The 10,942-nt window shown below is 54.4% G+C and carries 13 protein-coding genes and 1 pseudogene; 8 read left to right on the plus strand and 6 right to left on the minus strand.

What is annotated here, in order from left to right; genetic code table 11:
* Positions 1-58: 58 nt before the first annotated feature.
* Positions 59-760 carry a 5-amino-6-(5-phosphoribosylamino)uracil reductase gene (locus APR53_01530; protein KQC03157.1) on the minus strand — a complete coding sequence of 234 codons (702 nt, stop codon included), beginning with the start codon at positions 758-760 and terminating at the stop codon, positions 59-61.
* A 189-nt stretch (positions 761-949) separates the two neighbouring features.
* On the opposite strand from APR53_01530, the gene APR53_01535 reads away from it, so the two are divergent.
* Positions 950-1,594, plus strand: coding sequence for a CDP-alcohol phosphatidyltransferase (locus APR53_01535; protein KQC03167.1), 645 nt, complete (start codon positions 950-952; stop codon positions 1,592-1,594).
* On the opposite strand, the gene APR53_01540 is transcribed toward APR53_01535, so the two are convergent.
* Positions 1,542-2,375: an archaeosortase A gene (locus tag APR53_01540; GenBank protein KQC03158.1), complete on the minus strand. Its 834-nt coding sequence runs from the start codon at positions 2,373-2,375 to the stop codon at positions 1,542-1,544. The two genes, APR53_01535 and APR53_01540, sit on opposite strands and share 53 nt — an antisense overlap.
* A gap of 128 nt (positions 2,376-2,503) precedes the next feature.
* On the opposite strand from APR53_01540, the gene APR53_01545 reads away from it, so the two are divergent.
* The 4 genes from APR53_01545 to APR53_01560 all read left to right on the plus strand — a co-directional run bounded on the left by APR53_01545 (position 2,504) and on the right by APR53_01560 (position 6,004).
* Positions 2,504-2,821: a DNA-directed RNA polymerase subunit M gene (locus APR53_01545; protein KQC03159.1), complete on the plus strand. Its 318-nt coding sequence runs from the start codon at positions 2,504-2,506 to the stop codon at positions 2,819-2,821.
* 168 nt (positions 2,822-2,989) lie between these two features.
* The gene (locus tag APR53_01550) at positions 2,990-4,885 is read left to right on the plus strand and encodes a 3-hydroxypropionyl-CoA synthetase (protein ID KQC03160.1); all 1,896 of its coding nucleotides are present in this window, start codon (positions 2,990-2,992) and stop codon (positions 4,883-4,885) included.
* A gap of 44 nt (positions 4,886-4,929) precedes the next feature.
* Entirely contained in the window at positions 4,930-5,490 is a 561-nt protein-coding gene (locus APR53_01555; protein KQC03168.1) for a transcription factor, read from the plus strand.
* 136 nt (positions 5,491-5,626) lie between these two features.
* Positions 5,627-6,004 (plus strand): ArsR family transcriptional regulator, encoded by a 378-nt coding sequence (locus APR53_01560; protein ID KQC03161.1) that lies wholly within the window; start codon positions 5,627-5,629, stop codon positions 6,002-6,004.
* Here the strand turns inward: APR53_01560 and APR53_01565 are convergent.
* From APR53_01565 to APR53_01575, 3 genes are all read right to left on the minus strand, one after another.
* Positions 5,996-6,682, minus strand: coding sequence for a ribose 5-phosphate isomerase (locus APR53_01565; GenBank protein KQC03169.1), 687 nt, complete (start codon positions 6,680-6,682; stop codon positions 5,996-5,998). The genes APR53_01560 and APR53_01565 overlap by 9 nt on opposite strands.
* 145 nt (positions 6,683-6,827) lie before the next feature.
* Positions 6,828-7,139, minus strand: a complete 312-nt coding sequence (locus tag APR53_01570; GenBank protein KQC03162.1) for a hypothetical protein — start codon at positions 7,137-7,139, stop codon at positions 6,828-6,830.
* Positions 7,140-7,176: 37 nt separating this feature from the next.
* A complete protein-coding gene (locus tag APR53_01575; protein KQC03163.1) occupies positions 7,177-7,968 on the minus strand; it encodes a stationary phase survival protein SurE in 792 nt (263 codons plus the stop codon).
* An 81-nt stretch (positions 7,969-8,049) separates the two neighbouring features.
* On the opposite strand from APR53_01575, the gene APR53_01580 reads away from it, so the two are divergent.
* Positions 8,050-8,934 carry an ATP-utilizing enzyme (ATP-grasp superfamily) gene (locus APR53_01580; protein KQC03164.1) on the plus strand — a complete coding sequence of 295 codons (885 nt, stop codon included), beginning with the start codon at positions 8,050-8,052 and terminating at the stop codon, positions 8,932-8,934.
* Positions 8,931-9,857, plus strand: a complete 927-nt coding sequence (locus APR53_01585; protein ID KQC03165.1) for a H4MPT-linked C1 transfer pathway protein — start codon at positions 8,931-8,933, stop codon at positions 9,855-9,857. The genes APR53_01580 and APR53_01585 overlap by 4 nt, the downstream gene beginning before the upstream one ends.
* A 20-nt stretch (positions 9,858-9,877) precedes the next feature.
* Here the strand turns inward: APR53_01585 and APR53_01590 are convergent, their stop codons facing one another.
* Complete coding sequence (locus APR53_01590) at positions 9,878-10,558, minus strand: hypothetical protein (protein KQC03166.1); 681 nt, start codon at positions 10,556-10,558, stop codon at positions 9,878-9,880.
* A 191-nt stretch (positions 10,559-10,749) separates the two neighbouring features.
* Here APR53_01590 and APR53_01595 point away from each other — a divergent pair.
* Positions 10,750-10,942 (plus strand): annotated as a pseudogene (locus tag APR53_01595).

A 10,942-nucleotide genomic window follows, 5' to 3' on the forward strand; every position in this document is an offset into this window, starting at 1 on the left:
AAAAAGTTTCCCACGTGTTTTTTTCGGAGAAGTACGTTTTATCCTTTCGATTTCCTGGTCAAGCCATGCCATCCGCGTCTTCTCCGTACAGGACATCGTACTCGGTCACCAGATTCGTACCGCAGAGATAGAACGTCTTGAGCTGCAGCCGGAACATCTCATCCTCATGCTCGATATGCATCCCTCCCACAAGGGAGGGCGTATCCGCTCCGCCTACGATAAACGGGAGATGAATAAGGCGCACCTCATCAACAAGATGGTGCTGGAGCATGTAGTAATTCAGTGTCGGGCCCCCTTCGATCATGAGCGAATCAACGCCGTACCGTTCTTTCAGAATGCGCATGAGGAGGGGAAGATCGACACTATCTTTTCCGGCCACCTCCACGAAGGCACCCCGATCACGGAGGAGAGCAATCCGCTCTTCGGGGGCGGATTCGGATACGGCAACAAGCGTGGGGGCATCGGAACGAAGCACATTCGCATCGGGAGATATGTCCGCACGGCTGTTCGGGATGACACGAAGCGGGCTCTTTCCCTCGACCAGCCTGACGGTGAGAAACGAATTGTCAATCCTGATGGTATTTGAACCCACCATGATGGCATCGTATGCCGCCCGGGTTTCGTGAAGCAGGATTTCCGTTGCAGGATCCATATATTTCATCAGAATCTTGCTGGATGCACCTTTTTTCAGGGTAAGCTTGCCGTCAACCGTTATCTCCGACATCATCAGAACATGGGGTCTGTCTGTCCGTATCGCCATGAATGGTCCTTCTCACATGATATTTCGGCTGATTATTTAAAGAAGTACCCCCGGATGAGAGAGCGCACCCCGAAAAAACACCCCGGCTGGATATAAAACCGGAAAATGACAGCACGGCGGAAAGGATATATGCCCCATGCAGAAAGGAAGAATTATAGAGTCAGGTATCATCAGGAATATGGAGGAAGAATGAACATTACGGCGTTACGGCCACGGCTGGTGGCAAGATTAAAGCCGCTGGCGGACGTTTTCATCAGGCTCGGCCTGACGCCAAACCAGATATCGCTCCTCTCCCTGATTCTCGGGTTTGCCTGCGCATACTTTTTTTTTCACCGTGCGTTTGGCATCGGAAGCCTGATGCTCCTTCTTTCGGGCATTCTCGATCTCATTGACGGCACGGTGGCACGCCAGCAGGACACCGAAAGCGATTTCGGGGCGGTTATCGACTGGATTGTCGATAAATACGTTGATGCGATCGCCCTCCTCGGCATCGGCCTCTCCGGCATCCCCATCGTAAGTGCGGTTGTCACGCTCACGCCGGATACCGCACCCATCGTGGATTTCGCCTGTATCACCATTGCAATCGTCGGATCGATGATGAATACCTTCATCAAACCGGTGGTCTATGCCGAGGTCGGCTACCATGAACGAAAAAACGGAAAGATCAACGATCCCCTCGAGGGGATCGGATTCTTCGGAAGGCCGGAAACACTCATCGTACTGATACTCGGCGGCCTTTCGGGGTTTATCTGGCTTTCTGTCCTTATCGTCGCGGTCTGCACTAATCTTTCCGCAATCCAGCGGATTGCCTACCTCTATCGAAGGCTATCCTGATCTCGTCGCGATAGACCGAAATCAGATCGTCCGCAAACTCTCCGAGTGCCGGGATGAGGAGAAACATCGCGTAGGCGATCCCGATGAGGATTCCGAGTGCGAGGAGTTCACAGATCACGTTATGAGCCCAGAAAAAGCTCTCATAGCCGTATTCTCCGTTTGAAGCGATTTCAGGAAGAAACGGGAACCACTGCCCGGTGTACCCCATGATTACGAAGACATTCCTGAATATGTTGAGGATGTAGATTACCGGCACGACCAGCAGGAATGCAGCAACTTTCTGCCGCGTTGTTGTCGGCACGGCACCCGCCACGCCGAGCATAATGGCAATGCTCTGTATACCGGTGCATGCGAGGATTATCTCGACGCGGAATGCGTCGTGCATGACCGTATTCCATGCCACCAGCTCCACGGGGAAGCTGAGGGCGGTGAGCACCCACGCAACCTGCCCGATCACGGCCGAGATCAGCAGATCCCCGGGCGGCCCGATATAGGCAAACGGGGCGAATATCAGGAATGCGATTGCCGCGGCACGTGAAAGCTGCATTACGGTGCCGTTGCGTGCACGAAGATGCTTTATGGTTATTGCAAGAAACGGAAGGGAAAGCAGGGTAATTGCAGGATAGATAAAGTTATTTTCCGCGAAATACACCGGCAGCTGCGAGAAGAGGTATGCCGTAATACCCGTCCATCCGAGGATGGCATAGTACTGGTTCCGCGATCCCGGAAGGAGAAATGCAAAAAACGCAATGCTCGCAATGAGAACGAGATAACCTTCCATTATACTATATTTTAACCTGAAAGCAAAAAGGATTGTGAACGGGGAACCTCTCGTACGCCCTGAATGGAAAACGGGGAACCTTTGCGGTATCCCAAGTATTAATCAGGGCTCCCCCTCAATAATAAACGATGATGTTCTGCCCGCATTGCAAAAGCCTGATGGTCTCCACGGGGGGCCAGCTGAAGTGCAGAAAATGTGGCTATTTACGGGAAATGGAAGGGAATGACGAAAGATTGAAGAAGACAAGACTGCGGAGTGAAAAGGTTCTCACCATCGTCGACAGCGACGAACATATTGCCACTCTGCCGACGACCAACGTAAAGTGTCCGGAGTGCGGCCACAACACCGCCGAATGGTGGCTCAGACAACTCAGGTCTGCGGATGAGAGCGAGGTCCGGTTTTTCCGCTGCACGAAATGCCGGCACACGTGGCGTGAATACGATTGAATCGGTTCCACCTTTTTTTACTCAAGACACATATCGTGCAGGCATCCGCGTGCCTGATTTCATTCATTTCCCGCACTCCCCTGATTTCCGGGGATCCGTGACCGGCAATCCGTAAAGCGTTTAATGAAATAACCATTATTAATAATGTAGAATAGGTGTGATAGAGAAATGGCTGAGGATTTCGAGGTTTCCCTCAACAAAACAGCAGTATACCATCCTGATTCCTCCTTCCGGAACCGGGAGACGTGCAAGGACTACGCGACTGCATACGGGGAATTTCTCCGGGACCCCGATGGTTTCTGGAGAAACATCGCATCCGACCTTGCATGGTTCCGTCCCTGGGACGCAATATGTGAGTGGAAGTATCCCTTTGCCCGCTGGTTCGTGAATGCACAGTTAAATATTACCTACAACTGCCTCGATCGCCATGTGAAAAATCACAGGAGAAATAAAGTCGCGCTCTTCTGGAGGGGCGAGGGAGAACAGGAACGCATCCTGACCTATGACCACCTCTACAAGGACGTCATGCAGTTTGCAAACGGCCTGAAAAAACTCGGCGTTTCAAAAGGCGACAGAATATGCATTTACATGCCCATGATCCCGGAACAGGTCATCGCAATGCTCGCCTGCGCCCGGATCGGGGCGGTTCACAGCGTTGTCTTCGCAGGCTACGGCGCTTCGGCCCTCAACCAGAGGATCACCGGTGCCGAAGCCAGGGTCGTGATCACGGCCGAATCCTCTGTCCGGCGCGGAAAAACCATTCCGCTCAAACCGATTGTTGAAGAAGCGCTGCTTCATGCGCCGACAGTGGAACACGTGATTGTCCTGAGGACCCAGCAGCCTCCGGTAACGCTTGTGCCGGACTTTGAAGTCGATTTTTATGAGCTGATGAACGAGGCACCGAGAGAATGCCCGCCCGAAGTGATGGACGCAGAAGATCCGCTCTTTATGCTCTATACCTCGGGAACGACCGGCACGCCCAAGGGAATCGTCCATACCTGCGGCGGCTACATGGTGGGGGCGTACTACACCACGCGGTATGTCCTCAACGTGATGGACAACGATGTCTACTGGTGTACGGCCGATGCCGGCTGGATCACCGGGCACACATACGGGGTATACGGGCCGCTTCTCACGGGGGCGACCTTATTTATTTCCGAAAGCACGCCGGATTTCCCGGATCCCGGCATCTGGTGGAGACTGATCGAAGAATACGGGATTAACATTCTGTATACCGCCCCGACGGCAATACGCACCTTCATGAAATTCGGTGAGGAATGGCCTGACCGGTACGACCTCAGCTCACTGAGAATTCTCGCCTCGGTCGGAGAACCCCTCAACCCGGAGGCATTCCTCTGGTTCTTCCATACCATCGGAAAAAAGCGGTGCCCCATCATCGATACCTGGTGGCAGACGGAAACGGGCATGCACATGATTACGACCCTCGCGGGCGAACCGATGAAGCCAGGGTATGCCGGAAAACCAATACCGGGTGTCGTCGCTGATGTCGTCGACCGCGACGGCAATTCTGTCCCGCCCGGGCAGGGAGGATTCCTCGCCATAAAAGAGCCGTGGCCTTCGATGATGCGGACGATCTTTAAAGACGAAGACAGGTACCGCAAATACTGGGAGAGCGGAAATCACCCGTATTATTCAACCAGCGATCTCGCCGTCAAGGACAACGACGGATATATCATGATCCTGGGCAGGTCCGACGATCTGATTATCGTATCGGGCCACAATATCGGCAGCGCCGAAGTGGAGAGTGCCCTCGTCTCCCACCAGGCAGTAGCGGAAGCAGCCGCAATCGGCAAACCCGACCCGCTGAAAGGAAATATCGTGAAAGCGTTCGTCACCCTCGTCGAAGGATATTCGCCGTCGGACAAGCTCACCGGTGATCTGAAATATCATGTCCGCCAGACACTCGGCCCCATATCGGTTCCGGCCGAACTCGAGTATACGGATACCCTGCCCAAGACGCGAAGCGGAAAGATCATGAGGAGGGTTCTCCGGGCCCGCGAACTGGGCATGGATCCCGGTGACATCTCAACGCTTGAGGAGTGAATTCACCCAACTATTTATATATTCTTTCAGGGCATTTTATAACCATGAATGGTCAACCTGAAGATTCCTTGAAGATCGAAAACATCGTCGCCTCCGCCAAGGTGACCGATTCGCTCGATCTCCAGATGCTTTCTTCACAGATCAAAGATGCGGAATATAATAAAAAGAGGTTTCCGGGTGTCGTCCTCCGAATGCAGGACCCGAAAATCGCGGCCCTGGTTTTCGGATCGGGAAAGGTCGTCCTGACCGGGGCGAAGAGCATCGACAGTCTCAGCAAAGGTCTGGAGATCCTCGGAAACCAGCTCCGCTCACTGAATATCGATATTCCTGAAAAACTGACGTACAAAATCCAGAACATCGTCACGTCGGCAGACCTCGGAACACCAATCAATCTCAACAAGATAGCGGTCGGATTTAACCTCGACCGGATTGAATACGAACCTGAGCAGTTTCCGGGTCTTGTATACCGTCTTGAAGAGCCGAAGGTGGTCGTCCTGTTGTTTGGGTCCGGAAAACTGATCATCACGGGTGGAAAGCAACCTGAGGACGCGAAGAAGGCGGTACAGAAGATACTCTCCGATCTTACAAACCTCGGATTAATGTAACTTCTTCAAACCGAAAACCACATTGTGGATAAAATCTCTTTTTGATTCATATTGACAACCGGAATGGAAATGCATCAATAATAATCGTTTTATAGTTAAAAGAAAAATAATTTATTGTATTTTAGGTGATACTGGGATGAAATCAGAAAAAGTACTGTATTTTACCGATCAAGAGGAAGAATTTGCACAGCTCCTGGTTGATATCGGACTCAAGCGTAATGTTGCGAAGGTCCTTGTCTACCTGGCGAATACACCTGAGGCAACATCCCGTGATATTGAACGCGGTACCGATCTCCGCCAGCCCGAGGTCAGTATTGCCATGCGGTCACTGAAAGAAAACGTCTGGATTGAAAGCAGGGAAAGCAAGGCGGAAAGCAAAGGAAGGCCGGTGAAGATCTACTGCCTTGCACGTTCAATCGAAGAAATTATGGACACTATCGAGCAAAACAAGCGAAAAGAAGTACAAAGCCAGCTCGATCTGTTCCAGAAGGCGAAGCAGTATATATCAGCCTGAGAGGAGTCTGACTCCCCCGGGTTCGCCAACCACCACAATTGTTTTGGACTGAAATTCTGAGAAAAGTCCGCATCCGAGAACACCGGCGAGGTTATTGATGCATGCCTCCAGCGCAGCGGGTTTTTGAATGGCCCCGAATGAGCAGTCGAGGATCCAGTTGCCATTATCCGTTACCACCGGACCATCCTTTTTCACACCCTCGCGAAGTACGCACTTCCCGCCCATATCCCCGATTCGTGCGCTGACAATCGAAGCGGCGAACGGGATCACTTCCACCGGCACTGGCGCGGAGAGCACGTCGGTCAGCTTACCGCCGTCAACCACGATGACCAGTTTCCGGGCGGCTTCCGCCACCACACGCTCCCGCACGTGCGCTGCGCCGCGCCCCTTGATAAGCTGCAGAGCGGGATCAACCTGATCCGCACCGTCAATGGCAATATCAATTTCAGGCGTATCGGAAAGGGTCGTCAGGGGAATGCCGTATGCACGGGCCCGGAGCGATGCCTGTTCCGAGGTGGGAATGCCGCGAATGGACAGCCCCCCTGAAATACGCTCGGACAACCGTTCCATTGCAAAAAATACCGTGGATCCGGTCCCGAGGCCGACCGTCATCCCTTCCTCCACCAGATCGGCGGCATAATAGCCGGCATGCTGCTTTGCCTGCTGCTCTTCATTCATCATACAATCACCTGCACCGTCGCATCCCGGGTATCAGAGGCCGCAGACGGGATGGTCCGTAGCGGCCTCCGGGGATATACACCATTGGCGCCACAGGTTGATGAGTGTTTCATCCCCGTCCTCCCGTCGGTATGCATAAAAGCGCTCACCGGTCCGTTTCACAGCGATCCGTCTCGCGGACACGGAAAATGCGGGGGAGATTTTTAAAGTACCGCCAGTGCAGGAGGAGGTGAAGAATGAGGAAAACGACAAAGATCAGGCTTGAATAATCATGAATGTCAATCCACCCGGACCGGGTCACCCCGAGGACACTTTCGGCATACAACAGGTTCCGCCCCCCCTGATATCCGCCTGCAGGCAGGAGGAGAAAGAGGACCAGTCCGGAAACGGTCGAGGGGATGAAAGCGACAAGGGCACAGATATCGACAACGGCGTTTTGTTTCGCTCTGCTGATCATATGCTCCTCTGTATGGCGTTTCCCTAAAAAAGGTAATTCACCCGTGATCGTCGCGAAAGATGTCCGAGAGCGAATCCATGCCGCGGAATGCCGTGCAGTCGAGGGTGATGGGTGTGACGGATACATTCCCTTTTCTGATCGCATGCACGTCGGTGCCCTCCCCGGCATCCTCATAGAGCGGCCCGTCGATCCAGTAGTACGTTCTCCCCCTCGGATCCAGCCGCCGTTCAACACCCGTGTGGAACAATTTTTCGGCAAGGCGGGTAATTTCAAATCCGCCGGTAAGCCGGGAGGGGACGTTGACATTAATGACATCGGTATGCGGGGGAAATCCGCGCTTTAGCAGGCGTTTCGTTACTGTCCGAACCACAGTCACCGCCTCGTCGAAACTATGTTCGAAAAAGCGGGGATCATCGAACTTGTCACCCTGGTCCTCAACCTGCAGGGAAAAGGCAATGGCGGGGGTTCCCTGGTTGGATGCTTCGAGGGCCGCTCCGATCGTCCCGGAGGTCATGACCGATTCATAACTCAGGTTCTCTCCGATGTTGATCCCGCTGACGACGAGATCGGGAGCCAGATCGAGGCCATAGAGGCCGATGATAACCGCGTCGGTGGGTTTTCCGCCGATCGAGTAGACTTCCATACCCTCAATGGTCACTTTATTTGCGCGGATCGGTTCGAAAATTGAAATGGAGCGTCCGACCGCACTCTGCTGTGACGAAGGAGCGACAACCGTCACATCGGCGATGGGGGAAAGAGCACGGTGGGCAGCCCATAATCCGGCGGAGGTTATCCCGTCGTCATTGGTAAGCAGAATCTTTGGCTTCATTTTAACTCTGTAAAGGGCGTTGTGTCACAATAATTGATCGATCGTCATGCTCTTCTGGTCGGGGGGAAAACCTGATCTGCAATGAAAGTTCTGCTTGCAGAATATACGGTATATCATGATCCCCTTCTCGCCCCCGAGGGAGAGACGATGCTCAGGGTTCTCTCCGGGAGTTTTGAGCGGTGCGGCTACGAAGTCGTCACCCCCGAAGGACAGGACTTCGAAAGGGAGTTACGGCGCCTTGCCGCGATATGCGATATGGGGCTCGTGATCGCACCCGACCACCTCCTTGCCCGCTACACCAGAATCGTTGAGGAAGGGACGCATAACCTCGGGTGCGGCAGTATGAACGCGGCGCTATGCGCCAACAAACAGAGGACTGCCGCTGTACTGGCGGCTCACGGAATCGCCGTTCCCGCAGAGCGGACCGACGGAATGAAGGTCATCAAAGAGATCCGGGGCTGTGGCACGCAGAACATACGCCTCTCCGATGCCCGGCCGGGCCCCGGTGAATTCGGCCAGGATTATGTCAACGGGGAGCATTTGAGCGTAAGCCTCATCGGCAGCCGTGTTGTCGGGGAGAGTTGCCTGTATTTCACCGGAAAAGAGATGCTGCCGCTTGCCCTCAACCGCCAGCACATCAGCATCGAGGACGGCGTGTTTCATTATCGGGGGGGCGAGACCCCGGCAGACCACCCCCGAAAAGACGAAATCATCAGAACTGCCGCGAGCGCGGCAACAGTTCTCGGGTGCCAGGGCTATGTCGGTGTCGATGTCATTGTCGGAGACCGGGTGTACGTCGTCGACGTCAATCCCCGCATCACGACAAGCATTGCCGGCATCGACGTGGTAATGGAAGAGGAGATTGCCGACCTCATCGTCAGCGCATCGCGCGGCAAAGGGCCGGATTCCGTTCATCTGTCGGGACACGCGTCCTTTGACACGCACGGCCGGGTGGTGCAGGCGTGATAGGCATCGATGTCGGCGGGGCGAACCTGAAAATCGTAGATGAAGACAAAGTCCGCATCCACTACTGCCCGCTCTGGAAGGATTCCCCGCTCGGAGCTTTACTTGAAGAGTATGCCGGCAAGGAGGCGGCGGTTGTCATGAGCGGTGAGCTGGCGGACTGTTTTTCCTCCCGAATGGAAGGCATCTCCTTCATCGTCGACGCAGTCCGGAAAGCTGTGCCCGGGGCTGTCTTTTACGGAATGGACGGGGAGTTTCACGAACATGCGGTACCGGAACTTGCAGCGGCAAACTGGCTTGCTTCCGCCGATTTTCTCCGTGAGGCTCATCCACGGGCGGTTCTCGTCGACATGGGAAGCACGACGACCGACATCATTCCGCTTTCCCCGTTCTCCCGCCTGCTCGGGCTGACCGACCTCGCGAGGCTGCAGAAGGGATACCTCGTGTACACCGGGCTTCTGAGGACGAATGTTGCGGCAATCCTTCAGAGCGTCACCATCGACGGCACTCCGACTCCGGTGGCCAGCGAATTTTTCGCCCAGAGCGCGGATGCGCACCGTGTACTCGGCACTATTTCCGCTTCGGAGTACTGCGTCCCGACCCCGGACGGCGCAGACACGTCACCGGAAGCATCACTGCGACGCCTCGCACGGGTAGTATGTGCCGATCCCGAAGAACTCGGCGAGCAGGGAGCATATGCGATAGCAAAACAGGTATGGGAGGCGCAGCGCTCCGTTCTCCAGAGACGCATCGGGGCTGCCGTACATGAGTCGGGGGCGGATGAGGTCCTTGCGGCAGGCATCGGATCGAAGCTCCTCACCGGTCTGTGCGGCGTACGCGAATTACCGGGCGTTATCGGATGCGCCTCAGATGCACTGCCCGCTTACGCCGTCCGGGAGGTGTACCGACGAATAACCGGACGCTGACGCTGCTCCTCCTCGGAGGATCATGTGTTCTGACGGTTGTGCTGTTTTTCGCGGGATTTCCTTTTTTCTTTATCTTTCTCGTGATACCGTTTTTCCCGCTCCTGAGAGAGCCCCAGAAGCGAAAGCAGTGCCCCGCCTGCGGGTGGGAGACGCCCGGTCCGGAACGTTTCTGCCCGCACTGCGGGACCGGGCTGTGCACCGCCGACAACCCCGTCAGAGAGCGAGAGGAGTGATACCGGAATCCGGAGACCATACAACTCGACGTACGGAACGGGGGGAAATCCTTTCCGGGCGTAATTGCGGATCGTTCCCCGGTCGATGCGGATGCGCATCGCCTCGAGCAGACGCGCGAGGTGATGATAGGGGAAGAGATCCGTATTGATTACACAGAGGTCTATGATCGGGGCACCGAGTCGCATTCCCGGATAAAACGGAGATTTTGCATAACAGAGCCGCCTGCAGTCTTCGCAATAGAACCGCTTCACGAACACATGAACATCCCGGTCGTCCCCGGCATCACTCATGATGCGGACGAAAAGTTTGCGTTTCAGGTCATGCCCTCTCACCTTTCCGCCACAGTGCGGACAGGCGGCAAGATCAGTGTACCTCCTGTCTTCAACGGACAACAGGGCACTCTGAATAAGATCCGCCAGTATCGATGGAACGAGAATTCGTTTCACTCCGAAAAAGCCCCCCGGCATGTTTTCCGAAAATACCTTCGGATCTCATTCCATTAAAGTTTTCATGTCGTTCCCGGAGGGGTTAATTAATAATACTGGTTTATTTTTTTTAAAAATTTAAAAATATAAATTAACTTTTAACGAGATCGAAAAATAGAATAGCCATAATTAAATAAAAGGAGCTCCGTATCCACTTTGTTCGAGGTTAGAACATGGATCTGAAATATGTACAGACAACCTGCCCGTACTGCGGGACAGGATGCACACTCAACCTCGTGGTGAAAGACGGCAAGGTGGTCGGAACAGCTCCGTACCACCGGTCGCCCGTCAACGAGGGAAAGGTCTGCCCCAAGGGGACCTACGCCCACGAATTTATCAACCGCGAGGATCGTCTCACAAAGCCGC

The sequence above is a fragment of the Methanoculleus sp. SDB genome, assembly GCA_001412355.1.
Taxonomy (GTDB): domain Archaea; phylum Halobacteriota; class Methanomicrobia; order Methanomicrobiales; family Methanomicrobiaceae; genus LKUD01.

Coding starts and splice junctions, on each gene's coding strand:
- APR53_01555 (KQC03168.1), top strand. CDS start 4,930: ATGAATGGTCAACCTGAAGATTCCTTGAAGATCGAAAACATCGTCGCC.
- APR53_01580 (KQC03164.1), top strand. CDS start 8,050: ATGAAAGTTCTGCTTGCAGAATATACGGTATATCATGATCCCCTTCTC.
- APR53_01575 (KQC03163.1), bottom strand. CDS start 7,968: ATGAAGCCAAAGATTCTGCTTACCAATGACGACGGGATAACCTCCGCC.
- APR53_01570 (KQC03162.1), bottom strand. CDS start 7,139: ATGATCAGCAGAGCGAAACAAAACGCCGTTGTCGATATCTGTGCCCTT.
- APR53_01535 (KQC03167.1), top strand. CDS start 950: ATGAACATTACGGCGTTACGGCCACGGCTGGTGGCAAGATTAAAGCCG.
- APR53_01590 (KQC03166.1), bottom strand. CDS start 10,558: ATGCCGGGGGGCTTTTTCGGAGTGAAACGAATTCTCGTTCCATCGATA.
- APR53_01540 (KQC03158.1), bottom strand. CDS start 2,375: ATGGAAGGTTATCTCGTTCTCATTGCGAGCATTGCGTTTTTTGCATTT.
- APR53_01530 (KQC03157.1), bottom strand. CDS start 760: ATGGCGATACGGACAGACAGACCCCATGTTCTGATGATGTCGGAGATA.
- APR53_01565 (KQC03169.1), bottom strand. CDS start 6,682: ATGAATGAAGAGCAGCAGGCAAAGCAGCATGCCGGCTATTATGCCGCC.
- APR53_01560 (KQC03161.1), top strand. CDS start 5,627: ATGAAATCAGAAAAAGTACTGTATTTTACCGATCAAGAGGAAGAATTT.
- APR53_01550 (KQC03160.1), top strand. CDS start 2,990: ATGGCTGAGGATTTCGAGGTTTCCCTCAACAAAACAGCAGTATACCAT.
- APR53_01545 (KQC03159.1), top strand. CDS start 2,504: ATGATGTTCTGCCCGCATTGCAAAAGCCTGATGGTCTCCACGGGGGGC.